General features: G+C 45.6%; 19 protein-coding genes and 1 pseudogene. 4 read left to right on the forward strand and 16 right to left on the reverse strand.

From position 1 onward, the window contains the following. Positions 1–82: 82 nt before the first annotated feature. The 16 genes and pseudogenes from HMPREF3091_RS14000 to pspA all read right to left on the reverse strand — a co-directional run bounded on the left by HMPREF3091_RS14000 (position 83) and on the right by pspA (position 14,603). Positions 83–820 (reverse strand): DUF3142 domain-containing protein, encoded by a 738-nt coding sequence (locus HMPREF3091_RS14000; RefSeq protein WP_070716507.1) that lies wholly within the window; start codon positions 818–820, stop codon positions 83–85. Then, a complete protein-coding gene (locus HMPREF3091_RS14005; protein ID WP_070716509.1) occupies positions 790–2,949 on the reverse strand; it encodes a PA5441 family protein in 2,160 nt (719 codons plus the stop codon). Before HMPREF3091_RS14005 ends, HMPREF3091_RS14000 begins: the two co-directional genes overlap by 31 nt. Before the next feature lie 397 nt (positions 2,950–3,346). Then, complete coding sequence (locus HMPREF3091_RS14010; protein WP_070716511.1) at positions 3,347–4,348, reverse strand: tetratricopeptide repeat protein; 1,002 nt, start codon at positions 4,346–4,348, stop codon at positions 3,347–3,349. 991 nt (positions 4,349–5,339) lie between these two features. Further along, entirely contained in the window at positions 5,340–6,194 is an 855-nt protein-coding gene (locus HMPREF3091_RS14020) for a HEAT repeat domain-containing protein (protein WP_070716516.1), read from the reverse strand. 110 nt (positions 6,195–6,304) lie between these two features. Beyond that, entirely contained in the window at positions 6,305–6,457 is a 153-nt protein-coding gene (locus tag HMPREF3091_RS22690) for a polymorphic toxin type 34 domain-containing protein (protein WP_168168191.1), read from the reverse strand. A gap of 404 nt (positions 6,458–6,861) precedes the next feature. Then, positions 6,862–7,323, reverse strand: a complete 462-nt coding sequence (locus HMPREF3091_RS14025; protein ID WP_083321432.1) for a hypothetical protein — start codon at positions 7,321–7,323, stop codon at positions 6,862–6,864. 352 nt (positions 7,324–7,675) lie between these two features. Beyond that, positions 7,676–7,821 (reverse strand): annotated as a pseudogene (locus tag HMPREF3091_RS23075) (RHS repeat-associated core domain-containing protein); the annotation flags it as partial. Between the two features lie 114 nt (positions 7,822–7,935). Continuing rightward, positions 7,936–8,400: an SEL1-like repeat protein gene (locus tag HMPREF3091_RS14030; protein WP_070716674.1), complete on the reverse strand. Its 465-nt coding sequence runs from the start codon at positions 8,398–8,400 to the stop codon at positions 7,936–7,938. Between the two features lie 248 nt (positions 8,401–8,648). Next, positions 8,649–8,750, reverse strand: a complete 102-nt coding sequence (locus HMPREF3091_RS23080; protein WP_371328690.1) for a DUF6258 family protein — start codon at positions 8,748–8,750, stop codon at positions 8,649–8,651. A gap of 227 nt (positions 8,751–8,977) precedes the next feature. Further along, positions 8,978–9,613: a GAD-like domain-containing protein gene (locus HMPREF3091_RS14035; RefSeq protein ID WP_070716517.1), complete on the reverse strand. Its 636-nt coding sequence runs from the start codon at positions 9,611–9,613 to the stop codon at positions 8,978–8,980. An 856-nt stretch (positions 9,614–10,469) separates the two neighbouring features. Further along, on the reverse strand, positions 10,470–11,531 hold the full coding sequence (locus tag HMPREF3091_RS14040) for a YcjF family protein (RefSeq protein WP_004093153.1): 1,062 nt from the start codon (positions 11,529–11,531) through the stop codon (positions 10,470–10,472). Then, complete coding sequence (locus HMPREF3091_RS14045) at positions 11,528–12,925, reverse strand: YcjX family GTP-binding protein (RefSeq protein WP_004093151.1); 1,398 nt, start codon at positions 12,923–12,925, stop codon at positions 11,528–11,530. The genes HMPREF3091_RS14040 and HMPREF3091_RS14045 overlap by 4 nt, the downstream gene beginning before the upstream one ends. Positions 12,926–12,946: 21 nt before the next feature. After that, positions 12,947–13,198 carry a phage shock protein PspD gene (locus HMPREF3091_RS14050; RefSeq protein WP_004093148.1) on the reverse strand — a complete coding sequence of 84 codons (252 nt, stop codon included), beginning with the start codon at positions 13,196–13,198 and terminating at the stop codon, positions 12,947–12,949. Between the two features lie 30 nt (positions 13,199–13,228). After that, entirely contained in the window at positions 13,229–13,588 is a 360-nt protein-coding gene (gene pspC, locus HMPREF3091_RS14055) for an envelope stress response membrane protein PspC (RefSeq protein WP_004093146.1), read from the reverse strand. Next, positions 13,588–13,815 carry an envelope stress response membrane protein PspB gene (gene pspB, locus HMPREF3091_RS14060; protein WP_035503467.1) on the reverse strand — a complete coding sequence of 76 codons (228 nt, stop codon included), beginning with the start codon at positions 13,813–13,815 and terminating at the stop codon, positions 13,588–13,590. The genes pspC and pspB overlap by 1 nt, the downstream gene beginning before the upstream one ends. Before the next feature lie 122 nt (positions 13,816–13,937). Further along, the gene (gene pspA / locus HMPREF3091_RS14065; RefSeq protein WP_035503465.1) at positions 13,938–14,603 is read right to left on the reverse strand and encodes a phage shock protein PspA; all 666 of its coding nucleotides are present in this window, start codon (positions 14,601–14,603) and stop codon (positions 13,938–13,940) included. 221 nt (positions 14,604–14,824) lie between these two features. Between pspA and pspF the strand changes: the two genes are divergently transcribed. The 4 genes from pspF (at position 14,825) to sapC (ending at position 19,818) form a co-directional block, all read left to right on the forward strand. Next, positions 14,825–15,826 carry a phage shock protein operon transcriptional activator gene (pspF, locus tag HMPREF3091_RS14070; RefSeq protein ID WP_070716519.1) on the forward strand — a complete coding sequence of 334 codons (1,002 nt, stop codon included), beginning with the start codon at positions 14,825–14,827 and terminating at the stop codon, positions 15,824–15,826. A gap of 431 nt (positions 15,827–16,257) precedes the next feature. Next, positions 16,258–17,979, forward strand: a complete 1,722-nt coding sequence (sapA, locus tag HMPREF3091_RS14075; RefSeq protein WP_246839996.1) for an ABC transporter substrate-binding protein SapA — start codon at positions 16,258–16,260, stop codon at positions 17,977–17,979. Next, positions 17,976–18,941 (forward strand): putrescine export ABC transporter permease SapB, encoded by a 966-nt coding sequence (sapB, locus tag HMPREF3091_RS14080; RefSeq protein ID WP_004093129.1) that lies wholly within the window; start codon positions 17,976–17,978, stop codon positions 18,939–18,941. The genes sapA and sapB overlap by 4 nt, the downstream gene beginning before the upstream one ends. After that, entirely contained in the window at positions 18,928–19,818 is an 891-nt protein-coding gene (sapC, locus tag HMPREF3091_RS14085) for a putrescine export ABC transporter permease SapC (RefSeq protein ID WP_004093127.1), read from the forward strand. Before sapB ends, sapC begins: the two co-directional genes overlap by 14 nt. Positions 19,819–19,825 lie beyond the last annotated feature (7 nt).

The raw sequence follows: 19,825 nt of genomic DNA on the forward strand, positions 1-19,825 counted from the left end.
CTGAAAGAATGCGATCGGGTGCACCGTTTTGAACGGCGTATATGCCGCTTGAGGTGCGACGGGGATACAAAACAGATATTGATTACTGCTCATTTAATAGGAATACCACTTCTCCCAGATAATTGGGGGAAGTGGCAAAATAGCGTTGCCAACGTTCTTCCCATACGCCATTTTGTACCAAACCGATTTTAAAAGGGATGTTAAGCCCTCGCAGCGCGGGCAGATACTCCTGATAGCGAGTGACCGTATGTCGCCCTTGATAAGTCTGGATCACAACCTCATCCACGGGGAGCTGATTAAGCTGTTCAACGCTGCCGGTTTTGGCCCAATCGAGTAGCCCCGTAACCCCCAGTTTATAACCCGTTGGCAGTTTGCTTTTAAGTTTTAACAAAAAAACAGAATATTGATCAAGCCGATAGCTGGCAGCATCAAAATCAATCTGAATCCCAACCACATGAGTCCCTGCAGCTTCCCAATTCCGGCACAGTTTCAATAACGCATTTAGCATCGAATCAGGAATATCAAGCGTGGACACCCGCACCGAGATCCACACGTCAGGAACAACGATCGCCGAGTATGGCAAACCCCGTTTGTACAGTGCAGGTTTGCCACGTCGCGTCATAATCTCCGCCTGATGCAGATACAAAACCTGTGCCTGCTTCAGCACGGGCTGCGCGCGAACCGCCGACCAAAGCCAGAAATTGTGATAATTCCCAGCCTCCACTCGCCCTTCGCTGGCATGCACACCGAGGCTAAACAGGAGCGCGATAGCTCCCCAGCACCAGTTCCTCACCAATAAAATCGCAAACGGCTGGCCCACTCACTGCCGGGATAATCATTCTTGAGCTGTAGGAACCACGCTTTACGCGTGTTCTTATCGATATCTTGCTGGTCGCAGTCATTCTCACCCGTCGGGGCGTAGCACATCACCGCGCGATAAAGTGCATAGCTTTTATCTTCAGGAGGCGCATCAGGCATCGCAATGACCTGTTGGTAATGCATTAAACGGCTGACGGAGCGATCGTCATACTGAGATTTAGCCTTGGTTAAATCAGCGGTAATACCATCGTCGTAGCCATTAGGTATCACTAAGTTGGAAACACGAAAGTATTCCCCTAAACAGTTTAATGCACGGGCATCTTTCGGGCGCTGCGCTAGGGTCGTGACAATATCGTCAAGGGAATGACAAACGTACCCCTCTTGGGCATTGCGCCCATCCCAATTGAAATCAGACAGCATCACATCCTGCATATCATCGCGCACAGGTTGCTTAAACAGCTCAGTTCGCGGTTTGTCCTGTAAGTACCCTTGATAGTCGGCGTTAAGCAACTCCTTCGCCAACAACGTATGCAGCGCGATAATTTGCTCTTCGGGGCTTTGCCCTGTTTCAACCTGTTTGCGGAGCAGATCTTGGCTCGCAAGCATCTTCAAGGCGTTTGAACGATAGGTAAGATTTACTACGGGGCTGTTTGCGGCAAAGATATCGTCAACTTTACCCTGCTGAGCCAAGCTGTTGGCCAATTGGTATTGCAGATAATCCTGCTGAATTCGTGAGTGATCGACGGTGAGCAAATGCCGCCAATAGGCTTCAGCATCCGTCCAGCGCGCTAATTCTTGCATGGACAGACCGCGTAATACCTGTTGGCTAAACAACAGCGTATCGTTCACTGCGTCTTTGTCTGCGGAGGCTGCGGCGTTAAGCACTGCGGCGTAGTCATGTTTCAGGTAAAACGCCCATGCGGTTTGCAGATATTCCCAAGCAGGCAACATATCGGCTTTCTCAAATAGCGCTTTATAGCCCGCCAACTCTTCTGCGGTGACCTGCGTCGCTGTCGTCTGCGTCTGATAGTTTTCACGCAGACGTTTTAGTACTTGTGTAAAGGTAACCTGTGGGCTGTTAGGCTCACCAATAAAAGGCGGTTTAAGATATTGATTCCCCAGCAAGCGGGCATCCAATTCATTGATTACAGATTGCAGCGCCTCTGGCGTTGTAGCCTGAGAGATGGCTTTTTCTCCGTTAAAGGCTAACGCATTGTAATCTCCCGTGTACCAATTGATACGGCGGTACAATCCCTGCACTGAATTGACATACTGCCCCGCAGGAAAACTACTTAGATATTCATCCCCTCGCTCTAACGCCAGCGCAGCCGCCGCCTTATTACTTTTTGCGCTGTCAAACATCCCCATATCGTCCACCGCATCCTCTACAATTTGGTTTAGAGCGATACGGAACAACATATACTGCGCAGTTTCGGCAACCCATGGCTGTGAGCTTTGTTTCAAGGCCAAAAATTGTGTCTCAGCGTTTGAAAAATCACCGCGATAAAAAGCATCAATACCCGCTAAATAATCGCGGAATGCCTGAGCGTGAGAGTCTGCGGGGAATGGCTGAGCTGGCAGTGCACTTTCCTCTGCGGAATCACGCAGTAAGCGAACACGTTCATTGGCGAGAGCACGGCGCTGCTCATCGGTAAGAGAATCATCCGCCAACAATTGTTTGAAGAACCGTTGTAACGTGGCGGGATTGTTCGATACCCAGCGCCCACCGTCTACGTTGGTGTAACTTGGCTCCAATGCCACACCATCCAGATTAATGCTCATTTTACGCGCATCAGCCATCAACGCCTGAGCGTCAACGGGGATAACAATGCTGCCCGTTTCGTCAAAGCCGTCCGTCGTTTTGAGGCGGGTAATATAAAATGGAGTCGCACGAGAGGTGCGTTCATCAGTGGTCAGCTGCGGGAAGGGAGATGCGAAATGAAGCCGCTCGGAAGCCAACATCAGTAAATTGCTGCGGGTGTCATTGGCCGGTGCATAAAATGGATAACTCGCCATACTGCATCCTTCAGCCCACCATTCGCACTCATCAACATCCATCGAAGCAAATACTTGATGACTGGCAACCAAAACCACCGCCCCAAAAAACCATTTGTTCTGTTTCACCGACATCTATCCCTTGTGTTCAGCTTGTCGAAAAGTGGTGTTCCACCGAATGCTTAGCGCTTGTATTTCCGGCGCACAGTATATACACAAGAGCATAGGCAAACTATTTAGGTACACTAAAATCAGAATATGGACTCACGGTAGGTTGAATCTATACACCCGCCCATATCGCCCCCTGCGAACCAATCTTAATTACCGCTGGGAAGCAGTTCTTACGCTTGGTTAATGTATTAACATAAAAATATCGCTAGTAATAGGACTGCACATCGCAACCCCGTCGCTTCAAGATCCTCAAAGAGTTTAATCGGAGAGCTACTAATGTTTTGAATTTTATCACCGCAAACATCATGAGTTAATGGCTCACCGGGATCATCACACAGCCTCAAATTTTTTTTGTGCAGATTCAATCAGCCTTGTTTGAATATTTTGCCATATACTCAACTGAGAGGGATTCAGCCTCTGACATCTCTTTTTTTGTTAATTTATGCCCTACACTCTCTTGGGATTTTTTAGCTTCAATTTTGCCATTTTTATATGCGACAGCATACCAGGCATAAGCCTCTTTGTAATCGAGAGGCAAATCATTCATTTTATTTTCGTAAATTAAAGCCAAGTTATTTTGTGCTTCCACCTGACCTTGCCGGGCTGACTTAACTAAAAGCGAAAAAGCCTTTTTGTTATCTATTGATAATCCACCAATGCCTTTTAAAATAAAGTAAGAAAGGGTGTTTTGTGCTTCCGCTGAGCCATTTTTTGCTGCCTTTTGAAGCCATTTCGCGGCTTCAACATCATTCTTTTTTACACCTAGGCCTAAATAATAAATTCTGCCCAAGTTAAATTCCGCCATTGATTGAGGCTCATGTTCGGACTTTATAAATAACTCACGAGCCTTTTGATAATCTTTAGGCACGCCAAGCCCCGCAACATAAAGCCGGCCTAAATTTGCCTGAGCTATGGAGTTATTTTTTTCTGCAGCGACCTGATACCAGCATGCTGCTTGTTTATAGTCCTGATCGACGCCTCTCCCATGCTCATAGGCGAATCCAACATCAGATTGTGCATCGACTAAACCTTGTTTTGCCGCATCCATATATAGTTTAAACATTTTTATATAATCTCGAGGCACTCCTTGCCCTCTGCTATATAATATCCCTAAGGAGTACTGAGCATTAGAAAACCCTTGATTAGCGGCTTTTTCAAACCATTTCGCCGCTTGCTCATAATTACGCTCAACGTTTTCTCCATAATAAAAATTGCGGCCTAGAGCTTCCTGCGCAACAACATCGCCCTGATTAGCCTTTTGTAGTAGAATCTCGAATTCAGTTGGTTTTAAATAATGATAAACTCCAACGGCAGATATACATACCACAACAAAAATAAAACAGATTATCAATGCCTTTTTCATTATGCCCTCCAAAGCACTTGGGGTTTACCCTAGGGTTTATTTTCCTTCTTTGTTATTTAGTTCGGATCTTGTTTTAAGACTTAACGTTACTCCACATAACATGCCAATGCTTGCTCTTGGCCAACCGCTGTCGTGAATACAGTCCGCTCTCCTCGTCGTACTACCGCCCTGCAACCGAATCTGCTGTGACCGTCGCACTAGGTTATCTTCATTCAATTAATTACTTTATCGAGTATTTAAAAAAACTATAAACTCATATTATGACCATCGTCTAATCCATTTGAACACTTCTTTTTCCAAGGTGGAATCACAAATAGACATTTCAGAAATAACAATACCATCCTTTAAAATCATTTTTACATTTGAGTTTTTATCTTTAAATTTAATTAATTCAGACCCATAACACTCTTTATCTTTTAACTCTATGTTTTCAAAATAAATGCAATATAGCCTATCGTTAAAAAAATCCAATTTCACTTTACCCCCCACATTTAGTAGGAAAGTTATCTGTAATTAACGTGGCAAAAATATGCATCGTCATGCCAATACCATAGCTGTCGTATTTCATCGAATTCATTATCTTTAGAATACATTACACCTGCATTCTCAAAAAATATTTCATTTCATTCATTGAGTTAACCCCATAGAATTTAATACCTCCACCACTATCTAATGGATATAACATTGATAGCAGTAAACAACCAATCATTCTAATATCAATTATTTTAATCATTCTGAACAATCCACTCACCACTCACAAGTTAATACTGGCCTAACTAACTTTGAATTAATTAACCACCCAAGGCCATGGAGTTCTCAGATGTAATATTTCCATGTGCAATGAACATCTTTTTTAGTTATTGCTTAAAATTATAATAACATTCTTACTCGTTAATAATTTTATATGCTGTAGAAGATGCAACACTCATCTTATAATAAACCCTGTAGTTCTAAAACCTTGAATTACATTAGCTACATATCGAGTCATAAGCTACCTTTTTTTTTGCAACTTACATATTACGTTCTGAATCAATTCATCATCATCATTAAAATCACTTAATAATGATTCTAAAATAGGTATAAAATTTCTATCTCCAAGACTTTCTACGGCCTTAATTATATCGTCATAAACAATTTTTTGCTTCAATTCCTGTTTCAACACAGTAATAACTCTCATATCATGGCACCTTGCTAATCCAGTGATTGCTTCACCTTTAATTTCTGAGTTTGGATCAGAAAACATTTCAAAAAAACAATCTCTAATTTCTTTTGTATCATATTCGTTAGAATTAATGGCAAAAGCAGCCCAATTTTTGACCTCATCACTTTCATCATTACAAAGACTAACTAATAAAGGTATTGTTTTCTCATCATTTATAAACGAGAGCGCAAACGCGGTAGCCCTTCTAACATAAACTGATTTATTATTAAAAGTCATGGAGCAGTATTTCATTAACAATGTATAAAACGAACTATTTTTATTACAGCGATGGGCCATGGATTCAATAGCGGTAGAACGAACCATCGCACTTTTATCTTCAATTGCAAGTTTGGTTAATATATCAAACGCAGTTTGCTCTTCTTTTTCTGAAATAAAATTTATTTGGCCTAAAATAAATACGCCTAATTTTCTTTTCTTGTAATCACTGCTTTGGCAAAACGTGTTCGCCAATTGAATAACCTCATACCCACCTCTTAATTGTAATTCCCTTGCAGCTGCGAGTTGCTCCATTGAGTTTGAGCTACTAAGTGAGAAGACCAAAATATCATTACTTGCCTTCTTATATTTAGAAAATAATAATATTTCTTTCTCTTCTTTTTGTGCTTGGTTTCTATTTTTGCTCATGAAACATTCTCTTTATCTCTTGTTACCGCCTTTAAAATGTTTTGGCTCTCTGCATCCCCGAGCTTTTTATGTTCCCTTGGCGGCTGCGGCACTAATTTTGCCACTATCAATTAATTCTTGTAAGACACCACATCTCTCAGGTTTCTTCCTCCACTTAAAGCACAATCGCTTACTATATCATTAAATTGAGCAGCAATACCTGTATCAACCTGATTCCCAGGTGCAGCCATTGCAGCAATATTATCCCAAGAGTTAGAGGCCATATCAGAAATGCCATTTGCCGCCCCCCTTATTGCTTGCTGTCCTTCTGGAGTTGATAAGACCACTGTCGTAACAAAAACTGTAGAAATCTATGCAACTGCTGCTGCGCTTATATAGTAGCCACCAATAACTAAAGGTACAAACAACCCTAATGGATCAACCCCTAATATGGGATCTAAATGATACTGATACAAATTCCCTCCCTGCCAGCCATGTCCGGTTTGCTTCACTCACTGCATTTTGCCGGCTTTCGCCCTCCAGCCGGTGTTGGTTATCATCGTCGTAGCGGTCCGTCCTCTTGGCATACATCCGGCTCACCCCTTCCGGGATACGATTCGTTTTCCCCGTCAGCCTGCTGTGCCTGTGACCTCCCATCACAAAAATTATGAACTTGAAAATTCAGTTGTTAGGGATAACCATCGTATCGTACAAATAAGGGAACTCTACTTTTAACCCATGCTAAAATGGAGTTATTTTTAAAGCATACATTTGTATCATTTATCTTCCCGCAATTTCCAAACGCATCAAAATACACATCACAAATTTTATTATCTTTAGAGGTAATACGAACACCCCACCGTAAGTCATTGGCATTTTCATGTTCAAAATAATCGATATTCAGCATTTTCACTATTTCATTACGCAAAGGAGAATCCTGCACGTTATTTATTTCAATTTTATAAATGTAGCGCGCCAACAACTGCTCAAAACTCATTGAAACATTCGTTGAAATATATTCAGGATAATAAATAACCTCTAATTTATTCACGACACCGGTATCGCACAAAGTACTTATTTCTTTCTCTACCTTTCCCTCTGCGCCCTTTACACACAAAAATAGAAATATACTTAAGACTATTTTATCCATAAACACGCTATTCCTCATCAATATTTCAAAGATCCGTCGGAATGATAACTACTACTTTTATTATTTTTTTTGATGCATTATTTTAAATTTTTTGCCGCATGTGTTTCAGCACCAGTAATGACTCTTTTTCTTCTGCATTATCCTATTGTGAATCAGGAGTATTAACGTGAGCCCTATAACTCTTATCCATGCCATTTAAATTGACATAGGATTCGGGGAGGAAAAGGTACCATAGCATGGGTTAGTTCTTCTGAAGAGGATCCATTTTCAGACATCGACAGGCCAAGCGTGGCTCGCTCTGTTACCCCTGCCCCCATATTTATGTTAGTAAAAGATTCTAATCCCAAAAGTGGTCAATACTACTTATCGGCTCTAGTGAATAAATATATGAGTTAATTCCCCCCCAACCAGCCCAATCTGATCCTGAGTAATATCCCGCTCCTACCTCGGATTTTAGTAACGATGGCGGTTGTAAGACAGGCCGCTTTCCTCGTCGTGCCCTACGCTCCATGCCACTCAGTTGTTCGTGTCTACCAGAGCCAGCCCGCTCATCCTTAGTCTTTTACTCGTGTTTTAATGTCAATATTTTGTGTATTTAAACAGTTGCCAACATCATTGTTGCTTTTTCAATCTTTTGCTCTTAAGTTCTTCTAGCATAGTTTCAGCTATTCCATGATCTTTTTTTGCGGCTAACCCCATCCAGTAAATCGCTTCATTTAAGTTATAATATTTTGCAAATTCTGGATCATCATATGATAAAAAAAATCCATAATTATATTGAGCAACGTTATTCCCCTGACATGCAGCTCTCTTTAAAAATCGCATTTGCTCATCAATATCATTTAGAGTAAAGGAATAGTATTGATACAATCGAAATGATGCATTGGCATCTCCATTTAATGATTTAACTTCAAGTTCTGTCTTGTCCTTTTCACTTAAATCGTAGATCGAAGGAGTCGATGATATTTCAGTCTGTATATTTTTATTCTCAACATTCTTATTAGGCATGTCATTCCCGTATGCTCTAAAAGAAATAGTAAAAATAATTATGGACATATGAAATAAAAATGACTTCATTTTGTATCTCCTGGCTTGCCACCTCAATAGAAGAAAGAACATCATCATAGGGCGCATATATTACTCAATTACCGATATCAATTTCCGTTATAATATTACTAGCAACTTCATCAAGTGATACAGATTCTGTAGGGACAGTATATATTGCATCTGGTTATATAACCCCATTCTCGAATTAATGGCAGATATAAAAACCAGGATATATTTTGATGGTTATAAAAAATCTCTGAAAAAACCAGATACCCACTTTATAAATTTTCCTTATCATAAAACAACCACTCATCGCTACCGATAGGTAGCCTGGATATTAAATTTATTTTAATTCTTACTGCTGAATCCCAGCTATCCACCGTCCTAATCTTGTTGAAATGGATGACCTCTCGGATTAACAGGAAAAATAAAATGCCTGACTAGCAGCGCTGAGTTGCAGCAATTAAATAGGGTGGGTAACAGATACAGCACTATTTACTGAAGCGAACGTGCCAAGATGAACAGTTTTATTACCTAATGTAGTAGCCGCTTGAACAGTAACCTTTCATATTATGGCAGTAATGTAAAATTAAAAATGGATTCAGAATTAAATTTCAAAAATATCTGGTAAGCAAAACTCTCTTAAATGTGACAAATGAATGTGGGCATCCATTTTTTTGATTTTTTTTACATCCATTGCCCCACCTAATATTACTGCAGGTACAAATCCAAAAACTTCATTTTCAGCCAAAGGACCATGTATCTTAACAGCCCTCTCGAAAATATGCTCTCCGTCCTCACCATCGATATCTAAATCCTCGGGAGATAGTGAGGTAATTAATGATTTAACGTTCAAATCCAACCGCCGCTCATCCTTTTTATATCTATTTTTTTTCACGGATATAATTTTATTTATGTAGCACGTTACAGTGGTATTGCATCCAGTATTCTCTCCAAAAATAAATAATTTACCAAACCCGGTTTTTGCAATCACATGATAAGAGTCTAGTTCCTCAAACGGCGTGCCTTCTAACCACAGATCCAAAAGGTCTTCATAATCATCAGGGTTTACCAGACTAAATAAACCATTTTTATATGAACTCCACCCCTCAGACTTCCAGTAATCCAGCAAGATATCAGGAAGAATACCAGTCCATTTGTTTATGATTTCCATTGGAACCTGAATGCTTGAAGTCGCTTCACCAAAGTCATCAATTAGGCAATTAAAATATTCATCACGCATTATTCCCCCTTGCAGATTTCCAGTTTAACATTCATTTTATCACTTCCATTAACGCTTCTGTGGATGGTCTGAATTGTAAAATCACATATCGAAATACTCCGGTAGATGGATGTAATCTTACAATGTAAACGTAATCCTGTTGACATGCATGACTCCGCGAATTAACAAAAAAAGAAACCGTCTGATGGACAGCTGTAGTGGCAGTACAGTGTTACACTTACGTACGCTCGGGCACGCTACCGCCGATGCATCCTCCGTGTGCTAGGCAAGATGACAATAAATTCTATCTATGAAAACATAGCTTTCGGGTGGCTAACCACAGAGTAATTTAGTTCTCTCAACGGAGAACTTGATTCAAATCTTTGATTCAAACATATCTAAATTTCATTTTTCAGAGAATAAACACCTCCGTTTATTATTATATATTTATCAGAAATGTTTCACCTAAATGCATGCCAACCACAATTATAAATTCCATTTAATATTACTATATAAACCAGTTCTTCCGTGGCAGTGATGTTGTTAGATTTCTTATCCGACTTAATCTTTCCAAGCACAAGAAATCGTACTATTGCCAAGAATATCATTCTTGAAATTATCATGTTTTTCTAAAAAATAAATATGTGCATCATCAAAGTTTGGTGCCTCTCACTCGCCTTCACCTGAAGAAATAACAACACATAAATTCAGAAGTGAAATATCCCGATAACTTATATTTAATTTCTATGACTATCGATAAAGTGAGGTAATGGAAAGAGGCTTTGAGAAGACACTGGTTTATATTTATTCGGCACAAAAAAATGCTCCTAAACAGTGAGGAGCATTTTTCGGTTACACATCTCAGGGGACGATCGGGCTACGATTCTTTGGCTTTCTTCGGCGCCACGCGTTTCAACTGCGTGATAAGCTCTTTGCGGAAATCACCCAAGCGCGGTTTATCATTTTCTAGCCACGGCAGTGGACGACAGAGCTCCATCGCTTTAATTCCCAGACGAGCCGTTAGCAAACCCGCACCAATACCTTGGGCTGCTCGTGCAGACAAGCGCGCGGCCAGATCTTGTGATATCCAGTCCATGCCCACTTCTCGCACCAGCTCAGACGCACCAGCAAAGGCAATGTTCAGCAGCACTAAGCGGAACAGTCGAATTCGGCTGAAGTAGCCAAGCTCAATGCCATAAAGCGCCGCAATGCGGTTGATCAAGCGAATGTTACGCCAAGCGATAAATGCCATATCGACCAGCGCTAGCGGGCTGACCGCAATCATTAACGTTGACTCCGCTGCGTAGCGGCTGATTTCGCGCCGAGCCTGAACATCCAATACGGGCTGCACCAACTTGCAATACAGTTCCACCACTTCACGGTCATTATGGGTTTCATGCAGCGACGCCTGCCAACGCTGCACCGCCGGATGGCTCTGATCGAGGTTTGCCTGTTGCATCAGCTTTTCGCAGAACGCTTTTCCCTGACCAATGCCGTGGCTGTGCAACAAATCGCGAGCAACATCACGCTCTTCGGCGCGCTGACGTAAACGGTAAAGACGGCGCCATTCCGTCACCAGCGATCCCACGCCTGCCACTACAATCAAACCACCGGCGACGGTGCCACCCAGCGCGATCCAGTCTTGCTGAACCCATGCCTGATGAAACCATTGTACCCCCTGCGCGATGACGCTTACGCCAAACAGTGCCAAACCGGCACCAACCATACGCCGCCACAGGCTGCGTTTAGGTTTGAGTGCGGCATTAATGATGCCTTCAGCGCGTCCCTCCTCCTGCTCTTCTGCCAGCACTTCTGGTTCGGCTGGCAAAAAATTATCAGCCTCTTGTGCCACAAACTGTTGGCTGGCTTTGAGCACCACCTCTGGCTCCGGTGCCAACGGTTGATCGAACTCAATTCTTGGTTTTATCGGTTCGCTCATCGCAATTTATCTCCCAATAAAAACTCCATCACGCTATCCATACGGATGTGCGGCAATGGGCTATCCACATTCATGCTTTGCGGGCGAAAATCTTCAAAATGAAATCCCTGTTTTTGCCAGAATTCATTATTTGGCAAACGTGCCGGAACCTCTCCGGGGAAGACCGTCAGAGGTTGGTCATCAACCAATCGATGCCCTTTCAGCGCAGGGATTTTCTGCCCGTGGTGATCGACTAAGCCACTCTGTGTTGCCTGTACCGAAGCGATACCGGCGCAGTCCATGCTAATACCTTCAAACGCGGCATTCTGCCACGCGTCTTGTACCAACTGCTGGAGCAAAGAAACCAAATTTGCATGCTGATCGGCCGTGACGTGATCGGCTTTGGTGGCGGCAAACATCAGCCGATCAATACACGGTGAAAAGAGTCTGCGATATAGCGTGCGTTTGCCATAGTGGAAGCTCTGCATCAGCTGAGTGAGCGCTAAGCGCATTTCATTAAACGCCTGCGGTCCACTATTGAGCGGCTGTAGACAATCCACCAGCACAATCTGGCGATCAAAACGCACAAAGTGTTCTTTATAAAAGCCTTTCACAACTTCATTGCAATAATAGTGATAGCGTGAGCGCAGCATGCCAATATTGGTATGTTTATCTGCCTGAGCCAATTTTGACTCACCCACATCAACCACCTGCGGCCACGGGAAAAACTGTAACGCTGGCGCGCCAGCCAGATCGCCCGGTAAAACAAAGCGCCCTGGTTGAATAAAGTGCTGCCCTTCGTTTTTACAACGAAGCAGGTAATCGGTGTATGCCTGCGAAATTGCCGCCAACTGTTTTTCATCGGCCGGAGCCAGTGGGTCGCACTTTGCGCACAGCGCCAGCCATTCCGCCGCCCACTCTTTGCGTTGCCCTTGTAGCAGTCCGTTCATCTGCCGCGACCAGCTCAGATAGTCCTGCTCCAGCATCGGTAAATCCAGCAGCCATTCCCCCGGATAATCAACGATTTCCAAATACAGGGTCGATGTATCTTTAAAATGGCGTAACAACGAATCGTTACTGCGGAACTTAAGCGCTAAACGGATCTCACTCACGCCGCGCGTTGGCGTTGGCCACATAGGTGGCTCACCGTAAAGTTGTGATAGCCCTTCATCATAGGTAAAGCGCGCCACGCCGAGATCGCGCTGCGGCACGCGCTTAGCGCCTAAAATGCGCTCTTCACGCACGGCAGAAAACAGCGGTAAACGAGCGCCGCTGTGAATATGCAAAAGCTGATTAACCAGAGAAGTGATAAATGCGGTTTTTCCGCTTCGGCTTAGCCCAGTCACCGCCAATCGTAAATGGCGGTCGACACCACGGTTAACCAAAGACGCGATTTCATTTTGTAGCCTTTTCATTCCTCTCCTTACACGCAGCCGTTATGGTTTTTCAGCTCCGTGACGATAACGGGACGTTGCCTGACGAACCGCTCGCTGTAATAAAGGTTCTAATCCCCATATTAACAACCAACGCAGTGGCCGCCACGTCACATAACGCAATACACCGGCGGCAATACCGGCTGGGGCAAAGGTGAGCCCCAAAAGTAAACCGTTTTTCAGCAGACCAGGCAGATAACGCCGAGCCTGACGGCCACCTGCACGCAGCATATCAGCAGGTTTAAATTGACTCATTGTTTTCCCCCTAGCCCTTGGCGAATAAATTTATAGATCGCGGAAACGGCGATTTACGCCAAAGGTTTCCGAGGTGACATAGCGCTCTATTCGGCGCAAGCGTTGCTCACATTCGTTGAGATCTACCGTAACCACTTGCATTTGCTGGCGTGCAGTGGGTTGCTGTGCGCCGCTCAAATCGGCAGAGCTCGCCGTTGGCAGCGTCATCGCCAGCACCATGTACAAAATGGCGGTGATGATAAACAGGCCGCAAAAAATCGACAGCACCGCCATAACGCGAACCAGTGCGACCGGCACGCCCATGTATTCAGCCAAGCCAGCACAAACCCCTTTCACGACGCCGCGTTCTGGAATGCGATACAATTTTTTACCGCTCATTGGCATTGTCATTAAGCGTCCCTCCAGTTTGGATGTTCGGCATCCAGAATGGATTCGAGTGCACTAATGCGCTGACGCATACGCTGCGCTTCTTCATTCAGTTGTGCTAAACGCTGAACTTCTTGCGCTTGCAGCACGCTGTCATTTTGCTGACGATTGCTGTAGTGCAGCCATAGCCAGACGGGTAATACAAACAAAACAAAAATGGTCAGAGGGATGGCAAGAAAAAGGTAGCCCATCATGAATTCCTTATTATTCGCGTAAAGCCGTTTATTCGAGTAACGCTGTTAGCAACAGTCTATTCCTTTTCCGGAGTTATAGACGCATTCCATAACTCCGGTGATTCGATTACCCATCGCGCTTATTCAGGGCGATTCATTTTGGCTTTCAACGCGGCCAGTTGTTGGCCGATTTCATCATCGGCTTTGAGATCGGCAAACTCTTGATCTAGTGATTTCTTTTTGCCTAAACCCATGGTTTCCGCTTCGGCTTCCATATGGTCAATACGGCGCTCAAACTGTTCAAAACGCGCCATTGCTTCGTCTAGTTTGCCGCTGTCTAACTGGCGACGAACCTCTCGAGATGAAGCGGCAGCCTGCTGGCGCAGAGCCAAAGCCTGCTGGCGAGCACGCGTTTCTGTCAGCTTGCTTTCCAATTCAGTGATTTCACGCTTCATACGATCCAACGTTTCTTCCACGTTGCTCACTTCATGACGCAGCGTAGTTAATAAATCACTAACACGCTGTTTTTCGATTAATGCCGCACGTGCCAAGTCTTCTTTATCTTTACGCAGCGCTAACTCGGCTTTTTCCTGCCACTCATTCAGCTGGGTTTCACCCTGCTCAATACGGCGCATCAGCTGTTTTTTCTCCGCTAAAGCCCGAGCGGAAGTCGAACGCACCTCTACCAGAGTATCTTCCATTTCCTGGATCATCAGGCGAACCAGCTTCTGTGGATCTTCTGCTTTATCCAGCAAGGTGTTGATGTTGGCGTTTACGATGTCGGCGAAACGAGAAAAAATACCCATGATTACTATCCTCATTATTCGGCGTGCATTCAGTCGGCACATCCGTTGTTAAAATGATTTACTGCCTCGCAAAGATATAATCAAGTATCGTGCCAACTTTGCAATTAATCGTATTTCACTGTTATTTAAAGAATAATTAAAAAACATTGCCACCTAGGGGTAAAACATGGTGTGATGATTTTAACTAACAGATGGTGAAATTCACTAAGCGGAGAGTGGCGATGTCAGACAATATTGAAAACATGCTCGGTCAAGCCAATAGTTTTCTTGAGGTGTTAGAGCAGACGTCACAGCTGGCGAAGCTAAATAAACCGGTACTGATCATCGGTGAGCGCGGTACGGGTAAAGAGTTGATTGCCCACCGCTTACATTATTTGTCTCATCGTTGGCAGGGGCCGTTTGTATCCCTGAACTGCGCAGCGCTTAACGATAATTTGCTGGACTCCGAGCTTTTTGGCCATGAAGCCGGTGCATTTACCGGGGCGCAAAAACGCCATCTAGGACGATTCGAGCGTGCCGACGGCGGGACGCTATTCTTGGATGAACTGGCGACTGCGCCGATGTTGATTCAGGAAAAACTGCTGCGAGTCATCGAATATGGTCATCTGGAGCGCGTGGGCGGTAGCCAACCGTTGCAGGTCGATGTGCGTTTAGTCTGTGCAACTAATGCGGATTTACCCGCGTTGGCTGCTGAGGGCACTTTTCGCGCGGATCTGTTAGACCGACTGGCCTTCGACGTTATCCAACTTCCCCCACTACGCGAACGTCGCAGTGACATCATGCTGCTCGCTGAACACTTTGCCATGCAAATGTGTGGCGAATTGGGTTTATCTTTTTTCCCCGGATTCAGCGATGACGCGCGGGAAACGCTGCTGAATTACTCTTGGCCGGGCAATATCCGTGAACTGAAAAACGTCGTGGAGCGTTCGGTTTATCGGCATGGCGACTCACCAGAGCTGCTGGACGCGATCGTCATTAATCCTTTTAAGTCCCAAATTGTCGCGTTGCCGCAACCACCGTCTGGCGACCCCGCGGCGGTCAGTGCGTCACAGCAGCCTACTCTCCCTCTCGATTTGAAAGAGTGGCTGGCGGCAAGCGAAAAGCAGATTATCATTCAGGCGCTGCAGCAAAGCCGACACAATCAGAGGCAAGCCGCTCAATTATTAAATCTTACCTATCATCAGCTGCGTGGGATCATGAAAAAGCTGGACATTCAGGGCTGACGGCAGGCGCTCGGATAGAAGCACAAAGACGAGATTGGACATTGAGGCAAAAAAAAAGCCAGCACCCGGCTGGCTATAAAGTAGATCTGGAAGCAATGTGAGCAATGTCGTGCTCTTAAGAGAAGTGAATGCCCTGAGGAGGCGTCTCTAAAGAACGATTGAATGATAATAGTTATCAGTACGATCTGTAAAGCATTTTGTTGGGAATTTTTCTTATTTGTATGTAGCCCGTGCGTCGCATCACACTACAGGCGCTTTCCCGCACTGAATATTTGCTATAAAACCCGCTGATTTGCGGTTTCTAACATATGCTTATCGATAGGATTGGTTAAGCATGAGGCAAATAACCCTATCGCTTAACTGGAATGATTGGGCTGCCAGCCAATGTACGTTACACTAAACACTTTGCTCAACAACCTCTTGAAGCGTTTATGCGTGGTCTAAAAACCCTGATGCTGGCATTAAGTTGCCTGTCTGCCGTTGCGACAGCAGCCGATATTGCCCCTACGACCCAACTCAAACCGCTGCCGGATATCCGTCAGAGCGGTTTTATTTATTGTGTCAGCGGGATACTCAATACCTTCAACCCGCAAATGGCCAGCAGTGGTCTGACCGTCGATACTCTGGCTGCGCAGCTTTACGATCGTCTGCTAGACGTTGACCCTTATACCTACCGTTTAATCCCTGAATTAGCACAAAGCTGGGAAGTGTTAGACGGCGGCGCAACCTACGTGTTGCATCTGCGTAAAGATGTGCCTTTCCAGACCACCGACTGGTTTAAACCTACGCGCAAGATGAACGCCGACGACGTGGTTTTTAGTTTCAACCGCATGTTTGATCCCAAGCATCCGTACCACAACGTGAATGGCGGTCACTATCCTTATTTCGAAAGTCTCCAATTTAGCGACGCCGTGCAAAGCGTGCGCAAACTGGATAACTCGACGGTTGAAATTCGGCTGAAACAGCCCGACGCATCTTTCTTATGGCACTTAGCCACCCACTACGCGCCGATCCTTTCCGCCGAATACGCCAACAATCTGGCTAAAAAAGGAAAGGAAGAAGAAATTGACCGTCTGCCCGTGGGTACCGGTCCGTTTATGCTGAATGAGTATCACGCGGGACAATATATCCGTCTGGATCGCAATGACGCGTTCTGGAAAGGCAAACCTCGTATGCCTCAGGTGATTATCGATCTCGGTGCCGGGGGCACTGGACGTTTATCCAAACTATTGACCGGCGAATGCGACGTGCTGGCCTATCCCGCCGCCAGCCAGCTCAGTATTTTGCGCGATGACCCTCGCCTGCGCCTTACGCTTCGCCCAGGGATGAACGTTGCTTATTTGGCATTTAATACGCGCAAACCGCCGCTGGATAATCTTGATGTGCGCCGAGCTATTGCCTACTCGATTAATAACCAGCGCCTGATGCAGTCAATCTATTATGGTACGGCGGAAACTGCCGCGTCTCTGCTGCCTCGTGCCTCTTGGGCGTATGATAGCGAAGCTAAAATCACTGAATACAATCCTGAAAAATCACGTGAGTTGCTGAAGCAGGCCGGCGTCACCAACTTGCATCTTCAGCTTTGGGTACCGACCGCCTCTCAGGCCTATAACCCAAGCCCGCTAAAAACCGCAGAGCTCATTCAGGCTGACATGGCGCAGGTGGGCATTAAAGTGAGCATCGTTCCGGTTGAAGGCCGTTTCCAAGAAGCGCGCTTGAGCGATATGAGCCATGACATGACGCTTTCTGGCTGGGCGACCGACAGTAATGACCCAGACAGTTTCTTCCGTCCGTTGCTGAGCTGCGCCGCCATTCAGTCGCAGACTAACTTAGCGCACTGGTGCGATCCCTCATTCGATTCTCTGCTGCACAAGGCATTGTTGTCACAACAGCTTTCTCAGCGCATCGAAGACTATCAGGACGCACAAAAAATTCTCGAAGAACAGCTACCGATTCTACCGTTGGCCTCATCATTGCGTCTTCAGGCCTATCGTTATGACATCAAAGGACTCGTATTGAGCCCATTTGGTAACGCGTCATTCGCCGGCGTCTATCGTGAAAAACAACCCGAGCCCGAAGTGGCTAACGATCCTGACGCAGGCCCACCAACGTCTGCCGCAGATGCCCCTGCCAGCGCGGAGGATAAACCATGATTATCTTCACTTTGCGTCGACTGCTGTTGCTGTTGGTCACGATATTCTTTCTATCGCTGGTCGGCTTTAGCCTGCTCTATTTCACGCCACATGCGCCGCTTGGCGGAGCATCGCTGATTGATGCATACAGCTTTTACGTGCATAGCCTATTTCAAGGTGACTTTGGTGTTTCCAGCATCAACGGCCAACTGATCGTGGAGCAACTGAAAGAAGTCTTCCCAGCCACCATGGAGCTATGCATTTTGGCCTTTATGTTGGCATTGATTGTCGGTATTCCTCTGGGGATTATCGCCGGTCTGCTACGGGGAAAATGGCAAGACGGCGCCATCAGCGCGTTGGCGCTGTTTGGCTATTCGATGCCGGTTTTCTGGCTAGCCATTTTGTTGATGCTGTTCTTTTCGCTGCATCTAGGATGGCTGCCGGTATCAGGCCGCTACGATCTGCTCTATCCGATGAAAAACGTGACCGGTTTTGCCTTAATTGATGCTTGGCTGTCGGACTCACCTTATCGTGATGCCATGCTGATGAGTGTCGCTCGCCATATCATCCTGCCCGTTACTGCGCTTGCGCTGGTTCCAATGACCGAAGTGATCCGCCTAATGAGGATCAGTACCGATAACGTCGTCAGCCAGAATTATATTAAAGCCGCCGCTACGCGTGGTTTGACCCGATTTACCATTATCCGTCGTCATGTGTTGCATAATGCGCTGCCGCCGATTATCCCGAAGCTGGGACTACAGTTTTCCACCATGCTGACACTGGCGATGATTACTGAAGTGGTATTTAGCTGGCCGGGGCTAGGCCGCTGGATGATTAACGCCATTCGCCAGCAGGATTTTGCTGCTATCTCTGCGGGCGTGATGCTCGTCGGTTCTCTGGTGTTAATCGTGAACGTGCTGTCTGATATCGTGGGCGCACTGACAAATCCATTGAAACATAAGGAATGGTATGCACTTCGATAACGTATACCGCGAAAAACGCGTACCTAGCCCACTGCGTCAGACGTGGCTGCATTTTCATGCCGATACGCTCGCCATGATTGGTCTGTACGGCGTACTGCTGCTGATAGCGCTATGTTTCTTTGGCAGCATGCTGGCGCCGTATGCGCTAGACCAACAATTTCTCGGCTACCAACTGCTGCCACCGTCGTGGTCGCGTTACGGGAACGTGTCATTTTTCCTCGGCACCGACGATTTAGGCCGCGATATTCTTAGCCGCCTGTTATGCGGTGTTGCGCCGACATTTGGCTCTGCTTTGATTGTCACCATCGCCGCCAGTATTTTTGGTGTGATTATCGGTATTTTGGCCGGTGTGACGCATGGTTTACGCTCGGCGATCCTGAATCATATTCTGGATACGCTGCTCTCAATCCCTTCCCTGTTGCTAGCGATTGTCGTCGTCGCTTTTATGGGACCGCGTCTGGAACACGCTATGCTGGCCGTGTGGCTAGCACTGTTACCACATATGGTGCGCGAGGTTTATACCTCGGTACACGAAGAGTTGGAAAAAGAGTACGTCGTTGCCGCACGTCTAGACGGCGCATCCACGTGGTTCATCCTCTGGGATTCAGTATTACCTAACATCGCTGGCGTACTGGTGGGTGAATTCACCCGTGCCCTTTCGATGGCAATTTTAGATATCGCGGCACTCGGTTTTCTCGACCTCGGGGCGCAGCTGCCGTCTCCCGAGTGGGGGGCAATGCTAGGCGATTCGCTGGAGCTGGTGTATGTCGCTCCATGGACGGTTATGTTGCCGGGCGCGGCTATCATGATAAGCGTGCTGCTGGTGAATTTATTAGGCGACGGAATGCGCCGAGCGATCAACGCAGGCGTGGAATAGGAAGCAA

The sequence above is a fragment of the Hafnia sp. HMSC23F03 genome (assembly GCF_001816025.1).
In the GTDB taxonomy this organism is placed as follows: domain Bacteria; phylum Pseudomonadota; class Gammaproteobacteria; order Enterobacterales; family Enterobacteriaceae; genus Hafnia; species Hafnia paralvei.